Here is a 26330-nt window from a genome sequence, read left to right as displayed (position 1 = left end):
GGAAATATCGTGGGAATCAGAGTTTATAAACCAACTACAAATGGTCGCCGTAATATGACTTCTTTGGATTTCGCTGAAATCACAACGAGCACTCCAGAAAAAACTTTGCTTGTTTCTTTGAACAACAAAGCTGGTCGTAACAACAACGGTCGTATCACTGTTCGTCACCAAGGTGGTGGACACAAACGCCATTACCGTTTGATTGACTTCAAACGTAACAAAGACGGTGTTGAAGCAGTTGTTAAAACAATTGAATACGATCCAAATCGTTCAGCAAACATCGCTCTTGTACATTACACTGACGGTGTGAAAGCTTATATCATCGCTCCTAAAGGTCTTGAAGTCGGTCAACGCCTCGTTTCTGGACCAGAAGCGGATATTAAAGTCGGAAATGCTCTTCCACTTGCTAATATCCCGGTTGGTACATTGATTCATAATATTGAATTGAAACCAGGACATGGTGGTGAATTAGTACGTGCTGCTGGAGCTTCTGCTCAAGTGCTCGGTCAAGAAGGCAAATATGTTCTTGTTCGTTTGCAATCAGGCGAAGTTCGCATGATTCTTGGAACTTGCCGTGCAACTGTCGGTGTTGTTGGAAATGAACAACATGGATTGGTTAACCTTGGTAAGGCTGGACGTAGCCGTTGGAAAGGCATCCGCCCAACAGTCCGCGGTTCTGTAATGAACCCGAACGATCACCCACACGGTGGTGGTGAAGGTAAAGCACCAGTTGGTCGTAAAGCACCATCTACTCCATGGGGCAAACCTGCTCTTGGACTTAAAACTCGTAACAAGAAAGCGAAATCCGACAAACTTATCGTTCGTCGTCGCAACGAGAAATAATCTAAAACAATCTATCCGCCAACTCGGTAGCGCTGATTGTCAGTGCAAGCCGTTGTGGTACATATTTTAAAGGAGAAAACATAAAAATGGGACGCAGTCTTAAAAAAGGACCTTTCGTCGATGAGCATTTGATGAAAAAAGTTGAAGCTCAAGCCAACGACGAAAAGAAAAAAGTCATCAAAACTTGGTCACGTCGTTCAACGATTTTCCCAAGTTTCATCGGATATACAATTGCAGTTTATGATGGACGTAAACATGTTCCTGTTTACATCCAAGAAGACATGGTAGGGCACAAGCTTGGTGAATTTGCACCAACTCGTACTTACAAAGGTCACGCTGCTGACGACAAGAAAACACGTAGATAAGAGAGGAGAAAAACATGGCAGAAATTACTTCAGCTAAAGCAATGGCTCGTACTGTGCGCGTTTCACCTCGTAAATCTCGTCTAGTTCTTGACAATATCCGCGGGAAAGACGTCGCTGACGCAATCGCAATCTTGAAATTCACACCAAACAAAGCTGCTGGCATTATCGAAAAAGTGTTGAACTCAGCAATCGCTAATGCAGAAAACAACTTTGGTTTGGAAAAAGCAAACTTGGTAGTATCTGAAGCTTACGCAAACGAAGGACCAACAATGAAACGTTTCCGTCCACGTGCAAAAGGTTCAGCTTCACCAATCAACAAACGCACTAGCCACATCACAGTGGTCGTTGCAGAAAAATAAGGAGGTAAAATCGTGGGTCAAAAAGTACATCCAATAGGTATGCGTGTCGGTATCATCCGTGACTGGGATGCCAAATGGTATGCTGAAAAAGAATACGCGGATTACCTTCATGAAGATCTTGCAATCCGTAAATTCGTTCAAAAAGAATTAGCTGACGCAGCTGTTTCAACTATTGAAATCGAACGCGCAGTAAATAAAGTAAACGTTTCTCTTCACACTGCTAAACCAGGTATGGTTATCGGTAAAGGTGGAGCAAACGTTGATGCACTTCGTGCAAAGCTTAACAAATTGACTAGTAAACAAGTCCACATCAACATCATTGAAATCAAATCACCAGATTTGGATGCTCATCTTGTTGGTGAAGGAATTGCTCGCCAATTAGAACAACGTGTTGCTTTCCGTCGTGCTCAAAAACAAGCAATCCAACGTACCATGCGTGCGGGAGCTAAAGGAATTAAAACTCAAGTATCTGGCCGCTTGAATGGTGCTGATATCGCTCGTAGTGAAGGGTATTCTGAAGGAACTGTTCCGCTTCATACGCTTCGTGCAGATATTGATTACGCTTGGGAAGAAGCAGATACTACTTACGGTAAACTTGGTGTTAAAGTCTGGATTTACCGCGGAGAAGTTCTTCCAGCTCGTAAAAACACTAAAGGAGGTAAATAACCAATGTTAGTACCTAAACGTGTTAAACACCGTCGCGAATTTCGTGGTAAAATGCGCGGTGAAGCTAAAGGTGGTAAGGAAGTGGCGTTTGGAGAATATGGTCTTCAAGCAACTACTAGCCATTGGATCACAAACCGCCAAATCGAAGCTGCTCGTATCGCTATGACGCGTTACATGAAACGTGGTGGTAAAGTTTGGATTAAAATCTTCCCACACAAATCATACACTGCCAAAGCTATCGGGGTTCGTATGGGATCTGGGAAAGGTGCTCCAGAAGGTTGGGTTGCGCCAGTTAAACGTGGTAAAGTGATGTTTGAAATCGCTGGTGTGCCTGAGGAAGTTGCTCGTGAAGCGCTTCGCCTTGCAAGCCACAAATTACCAGTTAAAACAAAATTCGTGAAACGTGAAGCTGAATAAGGAGAAGGCATGAAACTTAATGAAGTAAAAGAATTTGTTAAAGAACTTCGTGGTCTTTCTCAAGAAGAACTCGCGAAGCGTGAAAGAGAATTGAAGAAAGAATTGTTTGATCTTCGTTTCCAAGCAGCAACAGGTCAATTAGAACAAACTGCACGCTTGAAAGAAGTGAAAAAGCAAATCGCTCGTATCAAAACTGTTCAATCAGAAATGAAATAATAGACTTGGGAAAGGAGAAATTCTAAAATGGAACGTAATCAACGTAAAACGCTTGTTGGACGCGTCGTTTCTGACAAGATGGATAAAACAATCACAGTTGTAGTTGAAACAAAACGTAACCACCCAGTCTATGGTAAGCGTATTAACTACTCTAAAAAATACAAAGCGCATGATGAAAATAACATCGCTAAAGAAGGCGATATTGTTCGTATCATGGAAACTCGTCCGCTTTCAGCTACAAAACGCTTCCGTCTTGTAGAAGTTGTAGAAGAAGCAGTTATCATCTAATCAAACCAGAAAGGAGAAAACTTAAATGATTCAAACAGAAACTCGTTTGAAAGTTGCTGACAACAGCGGTGCCCGCGAAATCTTGACAATCAAAGTTCTTGGTGGTTCAAAGCGTAAATTCGCTAGCATTGGTGATGTCATCGTTGCATCTGTAAAACAAGCTACTCCTGGTGGTGCGGTTAAAAAAGGTGACGTTGTAAAAGCGGTTATCGTTCGTACTAAATCAGGTGCTCGTCGCAAAGATGGTTCATACATCAAATTTGACGAAAATGCTGCAGTGATTATCCGTGATGATAAAACTCCTCGCGGAACACGTATCTTTGGTCCAGTTGCACGTGAATTGCGTGAAGGTGGATTCATGAAGATCGTTTCACTTGCTCCAGAAGTACTTTAGTCAAAAACAAACTAAGTCCCCTATCTTCGACAGATAGGGTGCCCTTCAGGGCGTAAGAAATCAAAGGAGAAACCAATGTTTGTAAAAACTGGCGACAAAGTTCGCGTGATTGCTGGTAAAGACAAAGGTGTTGAAGCCAAAGTCGTTGCCGCACTTCCAAAAGTAAATAAAGTTGTTGTTGAAGGTGTGAACATCATCAAGAAACACCAAAAACCGAATAACGAAAATCCTCAAGGTGCTATCGTGGAAAAAGAAGCACCAATCCATGTGTCTAATGTTCAAGTGTTGGACAAAAATGGTGTTGCAGGACGTGTTGGCTACAAGTTTGTAGACGGCAAAAAAGTTCGGTACAATAAAAAATCAGGCGAAGTGCTTGACTAATCACGAAGGAAAGGAGAAGTATAATGGCTAATCGTTTAAAAGAAAAATATCTTAATGAAGTAGTTCCTGCTTTGACTGAAAAGTTTAACTACTCATCTGTTATGGCTGTGCCAAAAGTGGATAAAATCGTTTTGAACATGGGTGTTGGAGATGCTGTATCAAATGCTAAAAATCTTGAAAAAGCTGCTGAAGAGCTTGCTCTTATCTCAGGTCAAAAACCACTTATCACTAAAGCTAAAAAATCTATCGCCGGCTTCCGTCTTCGTGAAGGTGTAGCGATTGGTGCTAAGGTAACTCTTCGCGGTGAACGCATGTATGAATTCTTGGATAAATTGGTTACTGTATCACTTCCACGTGTTCGTGACTTCCACGGTGTTCCAACAAAATCATTTGATGGACGCGGAAACTACACACTTGGTGTGAAAGAACAATTGATTTTCCCAGAAATCAACTTTGATGATGTCGACAAGACTCGCGGTCTTGACATTGTTATTGTAACAACTGCTAACACGGATGAAGAATCACGTGAATTGCTTACAGGCCTTGGAATGCCTTTTGCAAAATAATCTAGGAGGTAAATAAATTGGCTAAAAAATCAATGATTGCTAAGAACAAACGCCCTGCGAAGTTCTCTACGCAAGCTTACACTCGTTGCGAACGTTGTGGTCGTCCACATTCAGTTTACCGCAAGTTTAAACTTTGCCGTGTTTGCTTCCGCGAGTTAGCATACAAAGGACAAATTCCAGGCGTTACCAAAGCTTCTTGGTAATTATAGCTTCCATTTTCGCCGTGAGTCGTCGTTATTCGCTCTTGCCTAACCCAAGTTATGCTTGCGAGCGAATGCCTAGGCTCACTTAGAAAATGAAATTTATAAATAAAATAATATTCTGAGCCTAGCTCAATCATTAACTAGCAAGTGAATTATCAAACTACTAGTAAGAGGAGAAAAACAAAATGGTTATGACTGACCCAATTGCAGACTTTTTGACACGTATTCGTAATGCGAATCAAGCAAAACATGAAGTGCTAGAAGTACCTGCATCAAATATCAAAAAAGGGATTGCTGAAATTCTTAAACGCGAAGGTTTTGTGAAGAACGTTGAGTACATTGAAGATGATAAACAAGGTGTTATTCGTGTATTCCTTAAATACGGTCAAAACGGTGAAAAAGTTATCACTGGTTTGAAACGTGTTTCAACACCAGGACTTCGTGTTTACAAAAAATGTGAAGATCTTCCAAAAGTCTTGAATGGACTTGGAATTGCGATTATCTCAACATCTGAAGGCTTGTTGACTGACAAAGAAGCACGCCAAAAGAATGTTGGTGGGGAAGTAATCGCCTACGTTTGGTAATTGCATGATACAAAGAGCGTGACGGACAAAGTGAAAATAGGAAATCTAGCGATGAATGCTCACATTCAAGATAGATTTATCTTTTCCACACAGGCCGTAGCTCGTGTTCAGATTGGCAAAACTGATTTGAATGATATATTTGAATAAAACGTTAGAACTATCATACAAACTGCTATGATAGTTGCCCCGTGAAAACTGGCCGTCCTCGGACGACCTGACAATTTAACAGGAGAAAAAATAACATGTCACGTATTGGTAATAAAGTTATCGTATTGCCTGCTGGTGTCGAATTGACAAACAAAGACAATGTCGTAACTGTAAAAGGACCTAAAGGAGAACTCACTCGTACGTTCTCTAAAGATATTGATATTCGTGTGGAAGGAACTGAAGTAACTCTTCACCGTCCAAACGATACAAAAGAAATGAAAACAATCCACGGAACAACTCGTGCTCTTTTGAACAACATGGTTCATGGTGTATCAGAAGGATTCAAGAAAGAACTTGAAATGCGTGGGGTTGGATACCGTGCTCAACTTCAAGGAAAAAAATTGGTACTTTCAGTTGGTAAATCTCATCCAGATGAAGTGGAAGCTCCTAAAGGTATTACTTTTGAACTTCCAAATCCAACGACTATTGTTGTGAACGGAATCTCAAAAGAAGTAGTTGGACAAACTGCTGCTTATATCCGTAGCTTGCGTGCTCCTGAACCATATAAAGGGAAAGGTATCCGCTACGTTGGTGAATTCGTCCGCCGTAAAGAAGGTAAAACTGGTAAATAATATTATAAGGTTGTTTTTTAACCAAAATATTTATTTCCAACTTTGTGCTTAGGCACGAAATAAAATTAAGAGGTGAAAATTGTGATTTCGAAACCAGATAAAAATAAAGTCCGCCAAAAACGCCACCGTCGCGTTCGCGGAAAACTCTCTGGAACTGCTGATCGCCCACGTTTGAACGTATTCCGTTCTAATACAGGCATCTACGCTCAAGTAATTGATGACGTAGCGGGTGTAACGCTCGCAAGCGCTTCAACTCTTGACAAAGAAGTTTCAAAAGGAACTAAAACTGAACAAGCCGTTGTTGTCGGCAAACTTGTTGCTGAACGTGCAGTTGCTAAAGGTATTACTGAAGTGGTGTTTGACCGCGGTGGATATCTATATCACGGACGTGTAAAAGCTTTGGCTGATGCAGCTCGTGAAAACGGATTGAAATTCTAATAGGGAGGACACTAAAAAATGGCATTTAAAGACAATGCAGTTGAACTTGAAGAACGCGTAGTTGCGATTAACCGTGTTACAAAAGTTGTTAAAGGTGGACGTCGTCTTCGTTTTGCGGCTCTTGTAGTTGTTGGTGACCGTAATGGTCGTGTTGGTTTTGGTACTGGTAAAGCTCAAGAAGTACCAGAAGCAATTCGCAAAGCCGTTGAAGATGCAAAGAAAAACCTAATTGAAGTACCAATGGTTGGCACAACAATTCCTCACGAAGTAACATCTGAATTTGGTGGAGCTCGTGTCTTGTTGAAACCAGCTGTAGAAGGTGCTGGAGTGGCTGCTGGTGGTGCTGTTCGTGCCGTCATCGAATTGGCAGGTGTAGCAGATGTAACATCTAAATCACTTGGTTCTAACACTCCAATCAACATCGTTCGCGCAACTGTTGAAGGTTTGAAACAATTAAAACGCGCTGAAGAAGTTGCTGCCCTTCGTGGTATTTCAGTTTCTGACTTAGCATAAGAAAGGAGATTCACATGGCTCAAATTAAAATTACTTTGACAAAGTCTCCAATCGGACGCATTCCGTCACAACGTAAAACTGTTGTAGCACTTGGACTTGGCAAATTAAATAGCTCAGTTATCAAAGAAGATAATGCTGCTGTTCGTGGTATGATTACAGCAGTATCACACTTGGTAACTGTTGAAGAAGTTAAGTAAGTAATCATTTTGCTAACAAAACTTTAAATTGAAATAAACTAGGGGATGAGAGGATTTTCTCAGCCCCTTAAACTAAATATATGTATAGGCGAGTTTATCCTGAGGACACCTTTTTCTCAGTATAAGCGCTAGCATTTTACAAAAGAGGAGAAAAAATATAATGAAACTTCATGAATTACAACCTGCTACAGGTTCTCGTAAAGTCCGTAACCGTGTTGGTCGTGGTACTTCATCTGGTAATGGTAAAACAGCTGGACGTGGTCAAAAAGGTCAAAAAGCTCGTAGTGGTGGTAAAGTTCGTCTTGGTTTTGAAGGTGGACAAACACCATTGTTCCGTCGCATGCCAAAACGTGGTTTCTTGAACATCAATCGTAAAGAATATGCAATTGTAAATCTTGATCAATTGAATGTTTTTGAAGACGGGGCAGAAGTAACTCCAGTTGTCCTTATCGAAGCAGGGATTGTAAAAGCTGAAAAATCTGGTGTTAAGATTCTTGGTAACGGCGAATTGACAAAGAAATTGACTGTGAAAGCAGCTAAATTCTCTAAATCAGCCGAAGAAGCTATCACTGCTAAAGGTGGTTCAGTGGAAGTCATCTAAGCGAGGTGACCTATGTTTTTTAAACTATTAAAAGATGCATTAAAAATCAAACAGGTTCGTTCAAAAATTCTCTTTACAATTTTTATTGTATTAGTATTTCGAATTGGTACGACGATTACTGTTCCAGGTGTTAATGCAAAAAGCTTGGAAGCTCTTAACGGGCTTTCATTTCTAAACATGCTCAGCCTTGTGTCAGGTAATGCTTTGCGAAATTTCTCAGTATTTGCATTGGGAGTTAGTCCGTATATTACCGCCTCTATTGTTGTTCAATTGCTACAAATGGATATTTTACCTAAGTTTGTAGAATGGGGCAAGCAAGGTGAAGTTGGACGAAGAAAGTTAAATCAAGCAACGCGCTATATTGCCTTAGTCTTGGCGTTTGTTCAATCTATCGGTATTACAGCAGGTTTCCATACCTTGTCTAGTGCTAAGTTGGTGGCAACGCCTAACTGGCAAACTTATTTGCTGATTGGTTTCCTTTTGACAACAGGTTCTATGATTGTGACTTGGTTAGGGGAACAAATCACAGATAAAGGCTATGGTAATGGTGTTTCTATGATTATCTTTGCAGGTATCGTAGCAGCAATTCCAGGAATGATTAAGAGTATATATGTAGACTACTTTGTCAATGTACCAAGCAGCCGTATTACTTCATCTATCATTTTTGTGACTATTCTAATTATAGCTGTTTTGCTCATTGTTTACTTTACAACCTTCGTTCAACAAGCAGAATACAAAATTCCAATCCAGTATACAAAGATTGCGCAAGGTGCGCCTTCTAGCTCATACCTTCCTTTGAAGGTCAATCCGGCAGGTGTTATTCCGGTTATCTTTGCAAGTTCGATTACTGCCGCACCTGCAGCTATTTTCCAATTTTTGACAGCTACAGGTCACAATACACAGTGGGTTCGAGTGGCTCAGTCCTTGTTTGCAACAACAACCGCAAGCGGAATTGTGATGTACGCACTCTTGATTATTTTGTTTACATTTTTCTATACATTTGTACAAATCAATCCAGAGAAAACTGCAGAGAATTTGCAAAAGAGCGGTGCCTATATTCATGGTGTCCGTCCGGGCAAAGGTACAGAAGAATACATGTCCAAGCTGCTTCGTCGCTTGGCAACAGTTGGTTCACTTTTCTTAGGCTTTATTTCGATTTTACCGATTTTAGCAAAAGATTTATTTGGATTGACAGATGCTGTTGCTTTGGGTGGTACTAGTTTGTTGATTATTATTGCAACTGGTATTGAAGGGATGAAACAACTTGAAGGTTATCTTCTAAAGAGAAAATATACTGGCTTTATGAATACAACAGAATAGAAACAGAGTAAAGAAAGATATTCTATACTTTAAAAGCAATTTGCGTTAAAGTACGAACGCAGTGGTTGATGATGAAAATGAGTTTTTGTTTTCATCCTGAATCAACTATGTTGCGGGGTGGGAGAGCAAATCGAAAATCATAGATTTTCTGAAGTCTGTCCCACTCTTTCTATTTTGTTTTTAAACAAGTTTATTAAGAATTTGTAATAGATTTATTTAAAAACAAAAAAGGAGAAGGATCATGAATCTTTTGATTATGGGCTTGCCAGGTGCAGGCAAGGGGACTCAAGCGGCCAAAATCGTTGAGGAATTTGGTGTTGCGCATATCTCAACAGGGGATATGTTCCGTGCAGCCATGGCCAACCAAACTGAAATGGGGGTACTTGCGAAATCATATATTGACAAAGGTGAATTAGTGCCAGATGAAGTGACTAATGGGATTGTCAAAGAACGTTTAGCACAAGATGATATTAAAGAAAAAGGCTTTTTATTAGATGGCTACCCACGCACCATTGATCAAGCTCATGCACTGGATCAGATACTTGCTGAACTTGGGCTTACTTTAGACGGGGTTGTTAATATCGAAGTGGATCCTAACAGCTTGCTAGAGCGCTTGAGCGGACGGATTATTCACAAAAAAACGGGAGAAACCTTCCATAAAGTCTTCAATCCACCAGCAGATTATAATGAAGAGGATTATTATCAACGTGAGGATGACAAGCCAGAAACCGTGAAACGCCGTTTAGATGTCAATATCGCTCAAGGAGCACCAATTATTGAGCATTATCGTTCTCAAAATTTGGTTTATGATATTCAAGGAAATCAAGAGATTGATGATGTATTTAAAGATATTGAAAAAGTCTTATTAAAGTTAAAATAAAAGCGTTTTTTACACTTGCAATATTTGACAAGTAGTGATACAATGAATTAGTCTGACTTATAATTGTTACCTCTGTGTTCAGAGGAATGAATCGAAATTTAGGGGGTGCTTTTGCGTGGCAAAAGACGATGTGATTGAAGTTGAAGGCAAAGTAGTTGATACAATGCCGAATGCAATGTTTACGGTTGAACTTGAAAATGGACATCAGATTTTAGCAACAGTTTCTGGTAAAATTCGTAAAAACTATATTCGTATTTTAGCGGGAGACCGTGTTACTGTCGAGATGAGTCCTTATGATTTGACACGTGGACGGATCACCTACCGCTTTAAATAATCGAAATACTTGGAGGGATAAGAAATGAAAGTAAGACCATCGGTCAAACCAATTTGCGAATACTGCAAAGTTATTCGTCGTAATGGTCGTGTTATGGTGATTTGCCCAGCAAATCCAAAACACAAACAACGTCAAGGATAATAGAAAGGAGAAAAAATGGCTCGTATTGCTGGAGTTGATATTCCAAATGACAAACGTGTAGTTGTTTCACTGACTTATGTATACGGTATTGGTCTTCCAACATCTAAGAAAATTTTAGCAGCTGCTGGAGTTTCAGAGGATATTCGTGTGAAAGATTTAACATCTGATCAAGAAGACGCTATCCGTCGTGAAGTGGATGCTATCAAAGTTGAAGGTGACCTTCGTCGTGAAGTAAACTTAAACATCAAACGTTTGATGGAAATTGGTTCATATCGTGGAATCCGTCATCGTCGTGGACTTCCTGTACGTGGACAAAACACTAAGAACAACGCTCGCACTCGTAAAGGTAAAGCAGTTGCGATTGCTGGTAAGAAAAAATAATATAAGGAGGTAAAAAGTCTTGGCTAAACCAACACGTAAACGTCGTGTGAAGAAAAATATCGAATCTGGTATTGCTCATATTCACGCTACATTTAACAACACTATTGTTATGATTACTGATGTGCATGGTAACGCAATTGCTTGGTCATCTGCCGGAGCTCTTGGATTTAAAGGTTCTCGTAAATCTACACCATTTGCTGCCCAAATGGCATCTGAAGCTGCTGCAAAGTCTGCACAAGAACACGGTCTTAAATCAGTTGAAGTTACTGTTAAAGGTCCAGGTTCTGGTCGTGAGTCAGCTATTCGTGCTCTTGCTGCCGCTGGTCTTGAAGTAACAGCTATTCGTGATGTGACTCCTGTGCCACACAATGGTGCTCGTCCTCCAAAACGTCGCCGTGTATAATCATAAACCATTACACTGCTTTTCGTTTAAGAGGGAGTAACTAAATGATTGAGTTTGAAAAACCAAATATAACAAAAATTGATGAAAATAAAGACTATGGCATATTTGTAGTAGAACCACTAGAACGTGGTTATGGTACAACGCTTGGGAACTCACTTCGCCGTGTACTTCTTGCATCTCTACCAGGTGCTGCTGTGACATCTATCAATATCGAAGGTGTTCTACACGAGTTTGATACAGTTCCAGGTGTCCGTGAAGACGTCATGCAAATCATTCTGAACGTCAAAGGGATTGCTGTAAAATCTTACGTCGAAGACGAAAAGACAATTGAACTGGATGTTGAAGGTCCTGCAGAAATCACTGCCGGTGATATTTTGACGGATAGTGATATTGAAATTGTAAATCCTGATCATTATCTCTTTACAATTGGTGAAGGTGCTAGCTTAAAAGCTATTATGACCGTAAATACAGGTCGTGGTTATGTACCGGCTGATGAAAACAAAAAAGATGATGCACCAGTAGGGACGCTTGCGGTAGATTCAATCTATACGCCGGTGAAAAAAGTTAATTATCAAGTTGAACCAGCTCGCGTTGGTAGCAATGATGGTTTTGATAAATTAACTCTTGAAATCATGACAGACGGGACGATTATTCCAGAAGATGCCCTAGGGCTTTCTGCGCGCATTTTAACGGAACATTTAGACCTGTTTACTAACTTAACTGAAGTAGCAAAATCTACTGATGTGATGAAAGAAACAGAAAAAGTTTCAGATGATCGTGTGTTGGATCGTACAATTGAAGAATTAGATTTGTCAGTTCGTTCGTACAACTGTTTGAAACGTGCTGGTATCAATACTGTATTTGATTTGACAGAAAAAACCGAACCTGAAATGATGAAAGTAAGAAATCTAGGACGTAAGAGTCTTGAAGAAGTGAAAGTAAAACTTGCTGATCTTGGTCTTGGATTAAAAAACGATAAATAAAGGAGGAAAACATGGCTTACCGTAAACTAGGACGCACTAGCTCACAACGTAAAGCAATGCTTCGCGACTTGACCACTGACTTGATTATCAACGAATCAATCGTGACAACAGAAGCTCGTGCTAAAGAAATCCGTAAAACAGTTGAAAAAATGATTACTTTGGGTAAACGTGGTGATTTGCATGCTCGTCGTCAAGCAGCAGCTTTTGTTCGTAACGAAATTGCATCAGAAAACTATGATGAAGAAACAGAAAAGTATACTTCAACTACTGCTCTTCAAAAATTATTCTCTGATTTAGCTCCTCGTTATGCAGAACGTAACGGTGGATATACTCGTATCCTTAAAACTGAACCACGTCGTGGTGATGCTGCTCCAATGGCAATCATTGAATTAGTATAATTTTTATCAATTTTGTTGAGTGTTATGATGATGGAGTAATATTACTCTTAGTCTAGCTCTGGTCTACCGCTAGGATTTTTCCTAGCGGGAACACTCATCTTATGATAAGAAACGTAGACGCTTGTTTACGAAATTGCTTTTACAAAAAAACAATTTCGTAAGCAGGCGTTTTTTAGAATTTCATAATCGGTGCTTCACTACAGAATTTATAGAATTATAATACTGAATTTATCATGAAAACTCCCAAACAGACATCTGTTAATTTTAACTTTATCCGCTGAAAAGAATGTAAAAGTACCTGAAGAGATAGATAGGTGTATTAAGAAGCACGAAATAGAAACCAAAAAGAGTAGAATAGCTACCAGAAAACCAAAGGGTTCTCCTTCATGTTATCCTTAAAAGGTAAGTAAAAGGAAGGAGAAGGAAATGGAGTTCAAGGAGTTATATAGCAAGGTAAGAGGAATTGTGCTGAAGTGTCGGAGGGAATATTATGTCCACCTGTGGGAATTAAGCGATTGGGAACAAGAGGGGATGTTGGTGCTCTATCAGTTGGTGAGTCGCTATCCGCAGCTAGTAGAAGAAGATCATCAGCTCTATGTTTACTATAAGACCAAGTTCCGCAATCATATCCTGGACATCCTCCGTAAACAGGAAAGTCAAAAACGCAAACTCGACCGTCAAGCCTATGAGGAAGTGAGTGAGATTGGTCACAAGCTCAGCCTAAAAGAACTATATCTGGATGAATTGGTGATTCTCCGAGACCAGCTAAAGAGTTACCAAGCTCAACTGAGCCCAGAGAAACAGGAGCAGTATGAGCGCTTACTAGCTGACGAACGGTTCAAAGGCCGCCAAGCTATGATTCGAGAATTAAGAGCCTACTTAAAAGACTATAGCGATTAAGACAAGTCAGAACTTTCCCTTTTTAAAGGTTCTAAATTTCGAATGATTTTCTTCGTGCATTTGGCATGAAAAAGCAGAAACCCTCTTGTAAAATGGAAGAAATTTTGATATGATAGTAGATGTCGTGTAATCGGCAAATACTCATTTCAGATGAATTGTGAAGCCGTTGCCTACGGGTGGTTTTGCGAGTTGAAATCTGGGAGAGGAAAAAACAAAAAAGGAGACATTACTCATGGCAGTAATTTCAATGAAACAACTTCTTGAGGCTGGTGTACACTTTGGTCACCAAACTCGTCGCTGGAACCCTAAGATGGCGAAGTATATCTTCACAGAACGTAACGGTATCCACGTTATCGACTTGCAACAAACTGTAAAATTTGCAGATCAAGCATACGACTTTATGCGTGATGCGGCTGCTAACGATGCAGTTATCTTGTTTGTTGGTACGAAAAAACAAGCTGCTGATGCTGTAAAAGAAGAAGCAGAACGTGCTGGTCAATACTACATCAACCACCGTTGGTTGGGTGGAACGCTTACAAACTGGGAAACGATTCAAAAACGTGTTGCTCGTTTGAAAGAAATCAAACGTATGGAAGAAGACGGAATTTTTGATGTTCTTCCTAAAAAAGAAGTCGCTCTTCTTAACAAACAACGCGCTCGTCTTGAAAAATTCTTGGGTGGTATCGAAGAAATGCCACGTATTCCAGATGTGATGTATGTTGTGGATCCACATAAAGAACAAATCGCTGTGAAAGAAGCTAAGAAATTAGGTATTCCAGTTGTAGCGATGGTGGATACAAATACAGATCCAGATGACATTGATGTCATCATTCCAGCTAACGACGATGCTATTCGTGCTGTTAAGTTAATCACTGCGAAAATGGCTGATGCAATTATCGAAGGCCGCCAAGGTGAAGATAACGTTGAATCAGTAGAAGCAGAATTAGCTGCAACTGATTCACAAGCAGATTCTATCGAAGAAATCGTTGAAGTTGTCGAAGGCTCAAACGAATAATCAAGTAACGAACTTATGGGGCGGGGCCTAGCCCTCCCCTTTTTATTAAATAAAACCGTAATATCTTAATTGGAGGATCAAAATGGCAGAAATTACAGCTAAGCTTGTAAAAGAATTGCGTGAAAAATCTGGTGCTGGTGTCATGGACGCTAAAAAAGCACTTGTAGAAGTAGATGGCGATATCGAAAAAGCAATTGAATTGCTTCGTGAAAAAGGTATGGCAAAAGCTGCTAAAAAAGCAGACCGTGTTGCTGCTGAAGGATTGACTGGTGTCTATGTAAACGGCAATGTTGCCGCTATCGTTGAAGTGAACTCAGAAACAGACTTTGTAGCAAAAAATGCTCAATTCGTTGAATTGGTAAACGAAACAGCTAAAGTAATCGCAGAAGGCAAACCAGCTAACAACGAAGAAGCTCTTGCTTTGACAATGCCTTCAGGTGAAACACTTGAAGCTGCTTATGTTAGTGCAACTGCTACCATCGGAGAAAAAATCTCATTCCGTCGTTTTGCAGTTGTTGAAAAAGCAGATGATCAAGTATTTGGAGCTTACCAACACAATGGTGGACGTATCGGTGTTATCACAGTTCTTTCAGGCAGTGACGAAGATCTTGCAAAACACGTGGCAATGCACGTTGCCGCTATGAAACCTTCTGTTCTTTCATACAAAGAATTGAGTGAAGAATTTATCCATGATGAATTGGCTCAAATGAACCACAAAATTGATCAAGACAACGAAAGTCGTGCAATGGTTGGTAAACCAGCGCTTCCACACTACAAATTTGGTTCTAAACTTCAATTGACGGATGAAGTGATTGCACAAGCTGAAGAAGACATCAAAGCTGGTCTTGCAGCTGAAGGTAAACCAGAAAAAATCTGGGATAAAATTATTCCTGGTAAAATGGATCGCTTCATGCTGGACAATACAAAAGTTGACCAAGCTTACACATTACTTGCGCAAGTCTATATCATGGACGACAGCAAGACTGTTGAAGCATTTCTTGAAAGCCAAGGTGTGACAATTGCAAGCTTCACTCGTTTTGAAGTAGGTGACGGTATTGAAAAAGCTGCCAACGATTTTGAATCAGAAGTAGCTGCAACTATGGCTGCTGCACTTGGACAAAACTAAGAATAAAAAAACAAACATATAAAATAACATGAGATAGGATTCCTGCTTTTCCCTGTTTTGTGGTATTTATAAGAAGTCTCATATGAATCTTTCCAAAGCTTTGTTGCTTTTAATGGTGATTCGTATGAGGCTTTTTCTAAATTTGGAATATGTGATAGATTCCTCATTGTCCAGAGCCTTTCGTTTTAATAAAATACTAAGAGTTCTGGGATTAGGGAACCTATTTTAGAAAACTGAAGTTTACATTGTGTCAAAAAAACACTTACGAATATACGGACTTTCTATTTATTTGAGGTATAATAGTAATTGTAGTATAATATTGATATTTATGCTCTAAGCTTATAAAAAAATTAGAAGAAGGAGAAATTTGTAATGAAGGCAAAGAGATGGATAGGCTTCTTTTTATCTTTACTAACGATTTTTACTGTTTTAGGATTTTGGAACGTCCAGCGGGTTTCTGCTGCTGATGTTACGAGTAAAGTCAAAATAGACAACTTGAAGATTACTATAGCATCCACAGGAAGCGAGACTGAAGGAATTCATGGTTCAAATGATACTTCGATGAACTTGAAATATTCAGGTGAATTCTCATTTCCCAATGTGGCAGCTAATGAAATCAAGAATGGTGATTACTTTATCGTAAAGGCTCCAGATAACTTGAGTTTGAAAGATGGTAGTCTGGATTTGATTGATTCGACATCACATACCCAAATGGGGACTGTCCAGGTGAATAATGCTAACCATCAGCTGGTATTTACTTTCAACGAAAAGGTGGAGGGCAAGCAAAATATCCGTGGGAACTTTGTTGCAGAAGCAACTGAAACGCTCAAAAAAGAGGGAAAAACGGTTACCTATGTTTTACCAGATGGTAAAAAACAGACCATCACGTATAAAGTGAATAAATATGAAAAGACTGACGTGATTGGAGAAACTATTACAAAGTACGGTTATAACGATAACAATAAGGCGATAGCACATTTTCAAATGAAAATTAATCGCGCTAAGAAAGATATGACTGGACATGTGGTGAAGATTACAGATGACGTCTCAAAGGAAGCCTTCGCTAGCTACATAGAAGGTACTTTCTCTATGCATGAAGTGGAATTTGAGACGACGAATACGAATTCGTCTGCTCTTAAACATATAGGTGATAAATACGAAATCACAACCGATCCGAAGGTATACAAGGCTGACTCAGATAAAAAGGCTTTGTTGACCTTTGTCAATGGGAAACGAGGATTTGAGTTGCTCATGCCGACCAATATGGGAACAAAGAGCTTTTTCTTAACGTATGATACGTCCTCACCAGCAGATACTTCAACGATAAGTAACTCAGCGCAGTACCTGATTGATAACCAACCACAACTTATTTGGGAAAAATACGGAGGTAGTACCGGAACTAAAACAGAAGCAACGTTTAATTTAAAGACGGTTAAATCTGTTGGTGCATCAGTCACAGCTGATATTGCTGGTAAAATTAAAATCACAAAATTCGACAAAGCTGATGCGGCTGTTAAGTTGGCAGGCGTTGTCTTTGAAATCATACGAAAAAGTGACGGGGTTAAAGTTCAGGAAGTAACAACTGATGCGGACGGGATTGCCGTTTCAAATCATCTTAATGATGGTAAGTATATTGTTAAAGAAAAGACTCCGAAATCAGGCTATCAGGTAAATAGTCAAGAATTTGAAGTGGAGATGAAAGGTGGAAAAGGTGTTCCCCTCAACATCTCTAATAAACGTGTGACAGTTGACTTTGAAGCCACTAAGACTTGGGTAGGTGGAAAGAAAACTGACTACAAAGAAGTCAAACTTGGCTTGTATGTCCATAAGAAAGGACAAACTGTTGCAGATTCAAAACCTGTCTCAGGGAACTATACTCCTGAAGTAACTGAGTCCAATGGTGTTTATACTTACGAGTGGAAAAATCAACTACCTAAGTACGATGTCGATGGAACAACAGAATTAGTTTATTCTGTTCGCGAACTTCAAGACCAGACAGACCTTCCTTTGCAAGAAGGAGAGAAAGTCAAAGTTGGAGAGAATAACTATGTCGTATCTTACAATGCAGACAAGACTCAAGTAACCAATACTTATGAAGTTCCAAAAACAAACGTGACGGCTAAGAAAGTCTGGGTTGGCGGTCAGGAACGTGTTCGTCCAACTACCTACTTCAAACTTTACCGCACACTAGAAGGTGGAACTGAAGAAGCAGCACCTAATGCTGAACTTAAAAAAGTTCCTACAACAGATGGTACGGTTAAATGGACAGGTCTTCCGGCTACAGATCAAAACGCTAAGAAGTACACCTATAGCGTGAAAGAAGTTGATGACAAAGGTGAACTGATCACTAAAGTGGATGGTTATACTCCTAGCCAAATAGACCCTCTTACTATCAAAAATACCTATAGCGCTTCACCAGCTGAGGCTGTAATTGAAGCTAAGAAAAAATTGGAAGGTCGTCCAACAGAGCTTCAAGACGAAGAATTTGAATTTATCTTGAAAGATAATGATGGAAAAGAAGTTCAAAGAATCAAGAATAAAGGTACTAATGCTGATGGAACTGGTCGCGTAGTCTTCAATCCTATTAAATTTACAAAAGAAGGACATTATCAGTACACCATTGTGGAAGCAAAAGCAGGTGAAACTGAAAATGGTATCACCTATGATAATAGAACAGTTCCTGTAATTGTACACGTCTATGATAATGGAAGAGGTCAACTGGTTGCTTGGGTTGAGAAATTCGAAATTTCTCAAGTAGCACTTCCAGCAGCTGATTTTTCAACTTCAGCACCTGGTTCTAATCTTGTACCACCAATCTCTGGGGCCATCAACACCATTACAGATGCTGGAATTCAGACATTCACAAATACGTACAAAGCTACCAAGGTCAAAGTGCCTGTTGCTGCGACGAAATCATTCATCAACAAGAACACTGATAAGCCAATTCAGTTTCAAGGTGGGGAATTCGAATTTGCCTTGTTTGAGAAAAATGGTACAGATCCAATTCAAACAACAACAAATGATGCAACTGGAAACATTAAGTTTGAAGATTTAGAATTCAATAAAGCTGACACTTATCATTACACCATCGTTGAAAAGAATGCTGGGACAACTGATAAAGGAATCACTTATTCTAACAAGACTATCGAAGTAACGATCAAAGTTGTTGACAACGGTAAGGGAGCGCTTGAAGCAACTGTTACCTATGACAATAACGACAGCACTTTCGAAAACACCTATAAGGCTGAAAATGCCAAAGCTGTTCTTGAAGTAGATAAGAAACTAAGCAATCGCAATCTCGAAGCTAACATGTTCGAATTTACATTGACAGACCAAGTTGGTAACGTTGAAAAAGCGAAGAATGGTGCTGACGGAAAAGTTAAATTCTCAGAGTTGACATTTGATGAAGCAGGTACTTACACTTACACCATCAAGGAAGTAAAAGCTGGCACAACGGAGAATGGTATCACCTACGATGCTAAGACCGTCACAGCTAAAGTAACTGTAACCGATGATGGTCAAGGTAAATTGCATGCGGCTGTTGAATACAGCAGTGATGGTACAGCTAATAGCACAACCTTCAATAATGTCTACACCCCAGCAGGTGACACATCCGTTACTCTTGGTGCGAAAAAAGTTCTTGAAGGTAAAACTCTTGAAGCAGGTAAATACAGCTTTGTCTTGAAGAAAGCAGATGGAACTGTTGTCGAAACAGTAACCAACGCTGCAGATGGAACAGTGACCTTCTCACCAATCTCATATAATGAGAGCCAAGTAGGAACTCACAAGTACACTATCTCTGAAATTGCTGGAACTGAAACAGGAATCACTTACGATAAGACCGTTCAAGAAGTTGAAGTAACGGTTGAAAAAGTAAGCGCAACTGAATTGAAAGCAACTGCCTCAAAAGAAGCAAAAGATCTTGTATTTACAAATAAATACACCCCAGCAGGTGACACATCCATTACTCTCGGAGCTAAGAAAGTTCTTGAAGGTAAAACTCTTGAAGCAGGTAAATACAGCTTTGTCTTGAAGAAAGCAGACGGAACTGTTGTCGAAACAGTGACAAACGCTACAGATGGAACAGTGACCTTCTCACCAATCTCATATAATGAGAGCCAAGTGGGAACTCACAAGTATACCATCTCAGAAGTTGCTGGATCTGAAGCAGGAATCACTTATGATAAGACTGTTCGAGAAGTAGAAGTCAAGGTTGAAAAAATCAGTGCTACTGAATTAAAGGCAACGGTTTCGAAAGAAGCGAAAGATCTTGTCTTCACTAACAAATACACACCAGCACCAGCAACCAAAGTAAAAATTGCTGGTAAGAAAGTGCTAGAAGGTAAAACACTGGAAGCAGGTAAATACAGCTTTGTCTTGAAGAAAGCAGACGGAACTGTTGTCGAAACAGTGACAAACGCTGCAGATGGAACAGTGACCTTCTCACCAATCTCATATAATGAGAGCCAAGTGGGAACTCACAAGTATACCATCTCAGAAGTTGCTGGATCTGAAGCAGGAATCACTTATGATAAGACTGTTCGAGAAGTAGAAGTCAAGGTTGAAAAAATCAGTGCTACTGAATTAAAAGCAACGGTTTCGAAAGAAGCGAAAGATCTTGTCTTCACTAACAAATACACACCAGCACCAGCAACCAAAGTAAAAATTGCTGGTAAGAAAGTGCTAGAAGGTAAAACACTGGAAGCAGGTAAATACAGCTTTGTCTTGAAGAAAGCAGACGGAACTGTTGTCGAAACAGTGACAAACGCTGCAGATGGAACAGTGACCTTCTCACCAATCTCATATGATGAGAGCCAAGTGGGAACTCACAAGTATACCATCTCAGAAGTTGCTGGATCTGAAGCAGGAATCACTTATGATAAGACTGTTCGAGAAGTAGAAGTCAAGGTTGAAAAAATCAGTGCTACTGAATTAAAAGCAACGGTTTCGAAAGAAGCGAAAGATCTTGTCTTCACTAACAAATACACACCAGCTAAAATGCAAATTCCAGTGAAAAAAATCTGGGATGATGCCGATAACCAAGATGGCAAACGTCCAACTAAGATTACTGTTAAACTCTTGGCAGACGGTCAAGATACAGATAAAACTCTTGAGCTATCAGAAGCCAATGGCTGGGCAGGTAACTTCACGGATTTAGATGCAGATAAAGGCGGAGCTCCGATTGATTACAAAGTAGTTGAAGTGAGTTCAGTAGCTGGTTATACAACTGAAATCAGCGGAGATGCTAAAACAGGCTTTACTATTACCAATAAATACACACCAGAAACAATTGATATTAAAGCAACGAAGAACTGGGATGACGCTAATAACCAAGATGGTAAACGTCCGAAATATATTACGGTTAATCTCTTGGCAGATGGTGAAAAAGTAGCTTCCAAAGAAGTGAAAGCGGCAGCTGACGGAACGTGGTCTACAGTATTTACTAAACTTCCTAAATTCAAAGCAGGCAAGGTTATTAAATATAGCCTGACCGAAGAAGTAGTTTCTGAATATACTAGCGAAATCAATGATTTCAATATTACCAACAAATACACACCAAAAATGATTGATTATCAAGTGACGAAAACTTGGAATGATAACAACAACCAAGACGGCAAACGTCCAGATCATATCACGGTTCATTTGATGAAGACAGTTGGCGGTGTGACCACTGAAGTTGAGAAATATGATATCAAAGTCGCTGAAGCAGACCCAGCGAATGGCAATGTTTGGAAACATACCTTTACTAATCTTCCAAAATACGAAGCAGGTCAAGAAATTGTCTATTCTGTCAAGGAAGATGCTGTAGCAGGATATGAAACATCTATCAAGGGTCAAGAAATCACAAACACCCATGAACCAGAAACAATCGTTATTTCTGGTAAGAAAGTCTGGGAAGATGCTAACAACCAAGATGGCAAACGAACAGCTACAGTGAAGGTCCAAATTCTGAAAGGCAAAGAAATCGTTGATGAAATTGAAACTTCAGAAGAAAAAGGTTGGGCCTTTGAGTCAAAACCATTACCGAAGTATGAGAATGGTCAAGAAATCAAATATGATGTCAAAGAAGTTGCCGTAGAATCTTACGAAAAGCCAATAGTTGAAAAATCTCAAGATGGCAAATACACAATTACCAACAAGCGTACACCAGAAAAGGTAAACTTAACGGGTCAAAAGACTTGGAATGACGCCAATAACCAAGATAATATTCGTCCTACTGAAATCAAAGTACGTTTATTGGCAGATGGCAAAGATACTGGCAAAATGGCGACAGCGAGTGCAGCAACTGGATGGAAATACAGCTTTGAAGGTTTGGATCGTTACAAGGATGGCAAAGAAATTGTTTACTCTGTTAAGGAAGTAAAAGTGCCAGAAGGCTATACATCTGAACCAAATGGTATGAATCTGACTAATAACCACATTCCAGCTACTACTTCAGTCAGCGGTCAAAAGACTTGGGAAGACGAAAATGATAAAGATGGTCTTCGTCCAAAAGAGATTCAAGTGAAATTGCTTGCAAATGGTAAAGATACAGGCAAAGTAGCAACAGTAAGTGAAGCAACTGGTTGGAAGTATAGCTTTGAAAAACTTGCCAAATATGAAGCAGGTAAGGAAATCACTTATACGGTGGAAGAAGTTTCGGTACCAGAAGGTTACACAGCGAAGGTAGATGGTATGAATATCACGAATCGTCATACACCAGAGAAGCCACAAATTCCACAAACCCCACCAAGTACACCAGAGAAGTCGAAGAAGAAAATTCTCCCTTCAACAGGTAGTCAAAATTCATTCTTTGCATTACTTGCAGGTCTGTTCACCTTAAGTGGAGCTGCTTACTTGTTAAAGAAGAAGGCGTAATTCTATCATCAGATAGATCGAGTAAAGTCCACTAGATAAATCTAGTGGACTTTTAAGGGTTCTTTGTCAATTGAAGTAGGTGACGGTATTGAAAAAGCTGCCAATGATTTTGAATCAGAAGTAGCTGCAACTATGGCTGCTGCTCTTGGACAAAACTAAGGCAATCAATAGTTAGTGTTTAAATCATAAATAAAAAGGTTAGAGAGCTGATATAACTCTCTAGCCTTTTCTAATAGTGTCTGCGATTATTTTACAATTTTTTTCGTGAATCCCTTGTGAGAAATCACAGAGTCTACAAAGATTAAAACGATTAAAGAAATTAGTAGATAGGTAATTTCGGAGTAGGTGAAAGCAATTCGATAAGTTTGTGTAAAAAGAATAGCAAAAATACTGGTAACAACGATGGCTAAATCAATTGTCCATTTTGTTTTGGGTTTTATTGAAGACGGTTCAAATAAAAACGGGGCAAATAAACAAGCGACTAATGTGGCGACTTGAACATCTACATAGTCAGCAGAAATAATTGTAAAAAAGAATAAAGTTGAAACCAACCAAACCAGTACATGACGTGTATATTTGAACCAATCCATTTTCATTCATTTGGCCTCCTTTTATTATTATCGTCAAATTTTCATCTATATTATAACGCTTTAAAATTAAAAGGCAAGCGTTTACACTCGAATTATTCCTATTCTATAAGCTTTTTCACTTGCTTGAATAATCAGACTTTTCAGTTTTTCATTTAGGTCTTTTTCTTTCAAAAATAAGAGATTTTCGGTATAATATTAGTCAAAGATAGTCAATGTCAGTTGCTCATTTATGGAGCAAAAGAAAGAACTGGAAGAAAGGGTTGTCATGAGCCATAAGAATACGTCAGACAGTATTGAGGAATATATCAAAGCGCTTTTAGCTCAAGCTGGGATTGCAGAGTTGAAGCGCAGTGAAATTGCGGATGTTTTTCAGGTTGTTCCAAGTCAGATAAATTATGTTATCAAGACACGTTTTACGGAAAGTCGTGGCTATGTTGTTGAAAGCAAGCGTGGTGGAGGCGGCTACATTCGGATTGGTCGGATTGAGTTTTCCAATCATCATGAGCTGCTTTGTGATTTGCTGCATAGCGTTGGCGAGCAGATTAGTCAACAGGTCTTTACAGATATCATTCAGCTATTGTTTGATGAAAAAATCATGACGGAAAGAGAAGGGAATCTTCTTTTAGCGACGACAACAGACAGGGTATTGGGAGTAAATGCTGCACAGATTCGTGCGCGGATGTTAAAGAAAATTTTACAACAAGTTGATAGAAAAGGGAAAAATTAATATATGAAATATTCAAAAGCTTTGACAGAAAGTATTGAGTCGGCGCAGCTGCTAGCAAGCCATTTTGAAACAGATTATTTAGAGTCTTGGCATTTGTTGATTGCCATGGCGAATAATCCTTATAGTGTTGCGGGTTCTGTTTTAAATGATTATCCGCTTGAAATTGATGATTTTGAGAAAGCAGCCTTTCATATCACAGGAAAGATTTATCAACAAGAAGGAAGCTTTACCATTTGGCCATTTTCTCATCGTATGAAAGTGTTGTTTTTAACAGCTGAGCGAATTGCAGAGGCTGTGCATGCTAAGAATCTTGGGACAGAGCATGTGTTGTTAGCTATGCTATTTGACCGAGGAAGTTTGGCGGCACGTCTCCTTGAATTTACAGGATTTAGCTATGAGGATAAAGAAGGCGTTTTGCGCATGACTGATCTTCGGAAAAACTTAGAGCATAAGGCTAGCTGGGGTAAAGAAGATATAAAGGCTATTCGCCATTTAAATAAAAATACTGCTGCAGCGAAACAAACGATGGCCAATATGATGGGGATGCCTCCTTCTACCAGTGGCGGACTAGAAGATTATACCCGTGATTTAACCGAAATGGCTCGTGCTGGTCTTTTAGAACCGGTTGTCGGACGTGATAAAGAGATTTCTCGTATGCTTCAGATTTTAAGTCGCAAGACGAAAAATAATCCAGTGTTGGTTGGAGATGCAGGAGTTGGGAAAACAGCACTGGCCCTTGGTTTGGCGCAGCGTGTGGCTGCTGGTCAGGTTCCAAATGAGCTTGCAAAGATGAGAGTTCTGGAGCTGGATTTGATGAATGTGGTAGCTGGGACTCGTTTTCGCGGTGATTTTGAAGAGCGGATGAACAATATTATCAATGATATTGAAGCAGACGGGCATGTGATTCTCTTTATTGATGAGCTTCATACTATTATGGGTTCTGGCAGTGGGATTGATTCGACATTAGATGCAGCGAACATTCTCAAGCCAGCTTTGGCTAGAGGAACACTTAGAACGGTCGGCGCAACGACACAAGAAGAGTACCAGAAATATATTGAAAAAGATGCGGCTCTTTCACGGCGATTTGCCAAGGTTACTATTGAAGAGCCTACGGTAGCTGATAGTATTGCGATTTTACAGGGGCTCAAGAAAAGCTATGAAGAACACCACAAGGTGGTGATTACAGATTCAGCGATTGAGACGGCTGTTAAGTATGCTCATCGTTATCTAACAAGCAAACATCTTCCTGACTCGGCGATTGATTTGCTAGATGAAGCTGCTGCAACGGTACAAAATAAAGGTCCGCAAAATCATGTAAAAGCAGAATTGAGTGCAGCAGACGAGGCTTTAATGGCAGGCGATTGGAAAAAGGTTGGCACTTTGTTGGAGAAAGAAAGCCAGCCAATTGTCTACAAACTAAAGGTTAAAGATGAGGATATTTTGGTAACACTCAGCGGTTTATCGGGAATTCCTGTGCAAAAGTTAACGCAAACAGATGCGAAGAAATACCTCCATTTAGAAAAGGAGTTGCACAAACGGGTCATTGGGCAAAATGAAGCAATTTCTGCTATCAGTCGAGCGATTCGGCGCAATCAATCCGGCATCCGCACCAGCAAACGTCCCATCGGTTCCTTTATGTTCTTGGGTCCAACCGGGGTCGGAAAGACCGAACTGGCTAAGGCTTTGGCGGAAGTTCTCTTTGATGATGAAACAGCACTCATTCGTTTTGATATGAGTGAATACATGGAAAAATTTGCTGCCAGTCGCCTTAATGGAGCGCCTCCAGGTTATGTTGGTTATGAAGAAGGGGGCGAATTGACTGAAAAAGTTCGCAATCGTCCTTACTCTGTTCTCCTCTTTGACGAGGTGGAAAAAGCTCACCCTGATATTTTCAATGTGCTTCTCCAAGTCTTAGATGACGGGGTGCTGACCGACAGTAAGGGACGCAAGGTGGATTTTTCCAATACCATTATCATTATGACCAGCAATCTTGGTGCGACAAGTTTGCGGGATGATAAGACGGTTGGTTTTGGAGCGCGTGATGCCCGCTTTGATCATGAAAGCATGGAAAAACGGATGATGGAAGAGCTCAAGAAAAGTTATCGTCCGGAATTTATCAACCGGATTGATGAAAAGGTTGTTTTCCATAGTCTGACTAGCGAAGATATGCAGGAAGTGGTAAAAATTATGGTGAAACCACTCATTGTCAGTCTTGCTGAAAAAGGAATTGAGCTTAAATTCCAACCTAGTGCTTTGAAACTTCTGGCTAAAGAAGGTTATGACCCTGAAATGGGAGCAAGGCCATTGCGTCGAATTCTACAAACTCGGGTGGAAGACCATTTATCCGAATTACTTTTAGCAGGTGAGCTAAAAACGGGACAAAGCTTGAAAGTCGGTGTCAAAGCTGGGCAGCTGAAGTTTGAAGTGCTATGAGTTTTTCCTTGAAACGTTCAGGGATAGATAA

32 protein-coding genes are annotated in these 26330 nt (G+C 39.9%); 31 read left to right on the top strand and 1 reads right to left on the bottom strand.

Annotation, left to right across the window (positions count from 1 at the left end; all coding sequences use genetic code 11):
• The first annotated feature begins 9 nt into the window (after positions 1-9).
• The 29 genes from rplB to EHW89_RS08270 all read left to right on the top strand — a co-directional run bounded on the left by rplB (position 10) and on the right by EHW89_RS08270 (position 22549).
• Positions 10-843 (top strand): 50S ribosomal protein L2, encoded by an 834-nt coding sequence (gene rplB, locus EHW89_RS08410; RefSeq protein WP_003031126.1) that lies wholly within the window; start codon positions 10-12, stop codon positions 841-843.
• 86 nt (positions 844-929) lie between these two features.
• Complete coding sequence (gene rpsS, locus EHW89_RS08405) at positions 930-1208, top strand: 30S ribosomal protein S19 (RefSeq protein WP_000533765.1); 279 nt, start codon at positions 930-932, stop codon at positions 1206-1208.
• A gap of 14 nt (positions 1209-1222) precedes the next feature.
• On the top strand, positions 1223-1567 hold the full coding sequence (rplV, locus tag EHW89_RS08400) for a 50S ribosomal protein L22 (RefSeq protein ID WP_003026550.1): 345 nt from the start codon (positions 1223-1225) through the stop codon (positions 1565-1567).
• Positions 1568-1579: 12 nt separating this feature from the next.
• Positions 1580-2233 (top strand): 30S ribosomal protein S3, encoded by a 654-nt coding sequence (gene rpsC, locus EHW89_RS08395; RefSeq protein WP_003029478.1) that lies wholly within the window; start codon positions 1580-1582, stop codon positions 2231-2233.
• Positions 2234-2236: 3 nt separating this feature from the next.
• Complete coding sequence (rplP, locus tag EHW89_RS08390; protein ID WP_003029477.1) at positions 2237-2650, top strand: 50S ribosomal protein L16; 414 nt, start codon at positions 2237-2239, stop codon at positions 2648-2650.
• Between the two features lie 9 nt (positions 2651-2659).
• Positions 2660-2866: a 50S ribosomal protein L29 gene (gene rpmC / locus EHW89_RS08385; protein WP_003029476.1), complete on the top strand. Its 207-nt coding sequence runs from the start codon at positions 2660-2662 to the stop codon at positions 2864-2866.
• 27 nt (positions 2867-2893) lie between these two features.
• Complete coding sequence (gene rpsQ / locus EHW89_RS08380) at positions 2894-3154, top strand: 30S ribosomal protein S17 (protein WP_003026542.1); 261 nt, start codon at positions 2894-2896, stop codon at positions 3152-3154.
• A 25-nt stretch (positions 3155-3179) separates the two neighbouring features.
• On the top strand, positions 3180-3548 hold the full coding sequence (gene rplN, locus EHW89_RS08375; RefSeq protein ID WP_003026541.1) for a 50S ribosomal protein L14: 369 nt from the start codon (positions 3180-3182) through the stop codon (positions 3546-3548).
• Between the two features lie 75 nt (positions 3549-3623).
• On the top strand, positions 3624-3929 hold the full coding sequence (gene rplX / locus EHW89_RS08370; protein WP_003026539.1) for a 50S ribosomal protein L24: 306 nt from the start codon (positions 3624-3626) through the stop codon (positions 3927-3929).
• Between the two features lie 23 nt (positions 3930-3952).
• Positions 3953-4495: a 50S ribosomal protein L5 gene (rplE, locus tag EHW89_RS08365; protein WP_003026536.1), complete on the top strand. Its 543-nt coding sequence runs from the start codon at positions 3953-3955 to the stop codon at positions 4493-4495.
• 17 nt (positions 4496-4512) lie between these two features.
• Entirely contained in the window at positions 4513-4698 is a 186-nt protein-coding gene (locus tag EHW89_RS08360) for a type Z 30S ribosomal protein S14 (protein WP_001085699.1), read from the top strand.
• Between the two features lie 185 nt (positions 4699-4883).
• The gene (gene rpsH / locus EHW89_RS08355) at positions 4884-5282 is read left to right on the top strand and encodes a 30S ribosomal protein S8 (RefSeq protein ID WP_003026535.1); all 399 of its coding nucleotides are present in this window, start codon (positions 4884-4886) and stop codon (positions 5280-5282) included.
• A 242-nt stretch (positions 5283-5524) separates the two neighbouring features.
• Complete coding sequence (rplF, locus tag EHW89_RS08350) at positions 5525-6061, top strand: 50S ribosomal protein L6 (RefSeq protein WP_126467823.1); 537 nt, start codon at positions 5525-5527, stop codon at positions 6059-6061.
• An 81-nt stretch (positions 6062-6142) separates the two neighbouring features.
• Positions 6143-6499: a 50S ribosomal protein L18 gene (gene rplR, locus EHW89_RS08345; RefSeq protein WP_003026531.1), complete on the top strand. Its 357-nt coding sequence runs from the start codon at positions 6143-6145 to the stop codon at positions 6497-6499.
• An 18-nt stretch (positions 6500-6517) separates the two neighbouring features.
• Positions 6518-7012: a 30S ribosomal protein S5 gene (gene rpsE, locus EHW89_RS08340; protein WP_003029472.1), complete on the top strand. Its 495-nt coding sequence runs from the start codon at positions 6518-6520 to the stop codon at positions 7010-7012.
• Positions 7013-7026: 14 nt separating this feature from the next.
• The gene (gene rpmD / locus EHW89_RS08335; protein ID WP_003029471.1) at positions 7027-7209 is read left to right on the top strand and encodes a 50S ribosomal protein L30; all 183 of its coding nucleotides are present in this window, start codon (positions 7027-7029) and stop codon (positions 7207-7209) included.
• A gap of 160 nt (positions 7210-7369) precedes the next feature.
• A complete protein-coding gene (gene rplO, locus EHW89_RS08330; RefSeq protein WP_003026525.1) occupies positions 7370-7810 on the top strand; it encodes a 50S ribosomal protein L15 in 441 nt (146 codons plus the stop codon).
• A 12-nt stretch (positions 7811-7822) separates the two neighbouring features.
• Positions 7823-9130: a preprotein translocase subunit SecY gene (secY, locus tag EHW89_RS08325; protein WP_003031167.1), complete on the top strand. Its 1308-nt coding sequence runs from the start codon at positions 7823-7825 to the stop codon at positions 9128-9130.
• 241 nt (positions 9131-9371) lie between these two features.
• Positions 9372-10010: an adenylate kinase gene (locus EHW89_RS08320; RefSeq protein ID WP_003031144.1), complete on the top strand. Its 639-nt coding sequence runs from the start codon at positions 9372-9374 to the stop codon at positions 10008-10010.
• 115 nt (positions 10011-10125) lie between these two features.
• On the top strand, positions 10126-10344 hold the full coding sequence (infA, locus tag EHW89_RS08315) for a translation initiation factor IF-1 (protein WP_001029883.1): 219 nt from the start codon (positions 10126-10128) through the stop codon (positions 10342-10344).
• Between the two features lie 24 nt (positions 10345-10368).
• Entirely contained in the window at positions 10369-10485 is a 117-nt protein-coding gene (gene rpmJ / locus EHW89_RS08310) for a 50S ribosomal protein L36 (protein ID WP_001808836.1), read from the top strand.
• Between the two features lie 15 nt (positions 10486-10500).
• Positions 10501-10866 (top strand): 30S ribosomal protein S13, encoded by a 366-nt coding sequence (gene rpsM / locus EHW89_RS08305; protein ID WP_002262317.1) that lies wholly within the window; start codon positions 10501-10503, stop codon positions 10864-10866.
• 19 nt (positions 10867-10885) lie between these two features.
• The gene (gene rpsK, locus EHW89_RS08300) at positions 10886-11269 is read left to right on the top strand and encodes a 30S ribosomal protein S11 (RefSeq protein WP_001118385.1); all 384 of its coding nucleotides are present in this window, start codon (positions 10886-10888) and stop codon (positions 11267-11269) included.
• A gap of 44 nt (positions 11270-11313) precedes the next feature.
• Positions 11314-12252 carry a DNA-directed RNA polymerase subunit alpha gene (locus tag EHW89_RS08295; protein WP_003026514.1) on the top strand — a complete coding sequence of 313 codons (939 nt, stop codon included), beginning with the start codon at positions 11314-11316 and terminating at the stop codon, positions 12250-12252.
• Positions 12253-12263: 11 nt separating this feature from the next.
• Positions 12264-12650: a 50S ribosomal protein L17 gene (gene rplQ, locus EHW89_RS08290; protein WP_003026513.1), complete on the top strand. Its 387-nt coding sequence runs from the start codon at positions 12264-12266 to the stop codon at positions 12648-12650.
• A 426-nt stretch (positions 12651-13076) separates the two neighbouring features.
• A complete protein-coding gene (locus EHW89_RS08285) occupies positions 13077-13550 on the top strand; it encodes a sigma-70 RNA polymerase sigma factor region 4 domain-containing protein (RefSeq protein WP_021002168.1) in 474 nt (157 codons plus the stop codon).
• Positions 13551-13782: 232 nt separating this feature from the next.
• A complete protein-coding gene (rpsB, locus tag EHW89_RS08280) occupies positions 13783-14565 on the top strand; it encodes a 30S ribosomal protein S2 (RefSeq protein WP_003026510.1) in 783 nt (260 codons plus the stop codon).
• 82 nt (positions 14566-14647) lie between these two features.
• Entirely contained in the window at positions 14648-15691 is a 1044-nt protein-coding gene (tsf, locus tag EHW89_RS08275) for a translation elongation factor Ts (protein ID WP_003026508.1), read from the top strand.
• 372 nt (positions 15692-16063) lie between these two features.
• Entirely contained in the window at positions 16064-22549 is a 6486-nt protein-coding gene (locus EHW89_RS08270; RefSeq protein WP_126467821.1) for a Cna B-type domain-containing protein, read from the top strand.
• A 245-nt stretch (positions 22550-22794) separates the two neighbouring features.
• On the opposite strand, the gene EHW89_RS08265 is transcribed toward EHW89_RS08270, so the two are convergent.
• Positions 22795-23145, bottom strand: coding sequence for a hypothetical protein (locus EHW89_RS08265; protein ID WP_106383868.1), 351 nt, complete (start codon positions 23143-23145; stop codon positions 22795-22797).
• Between the two features lie 259 nt (positions 23146-23404).
• Here EHW89_RS08265 and EHW89_RS08260 point away from each other — a divergent pair, with 259 nt between their 5' ends.
• On the top strand, positions 23405-23866 hold the full coding sequence (locus EHW89_RS08260; protein ID WP_049533054.1) for a CtsR family transcriptional regulator: 462 nt from the start codon (positions 23405-23407) through the stop codon (positions 23864-23866).
• A 3-nt stretch (positions 23867-23869) separates the two neighbouring features.
• Positions 23870-26299, top strand: coding sequence for an ATP-dependent Clp protease ATP-binding subunit (locus tag EHW89_RS08255; protein ID WP_126467819.1), 2430 nt, complete (start codon positions 23870-23872; stop codon positions 26297-26299).
• The last annotated feature ends 31 nt before the right edge of the window (positions 26300-26330 follow it).

Origin of the sequence: Streptococcus periodonticum, from assembly GCF_003963555.1 — a bacterium.
GTDB lineage: Bacteria > Bacillota > Bacilli > Lactobacillales > Streptococcaceae > Streptococcus > Streptococcus anginosus.
The sequence above is the reverse complement of the archived record's forward strand: the minus strand, read 5'-3'. Positions and strand labels throughout refer to the sequence as shown.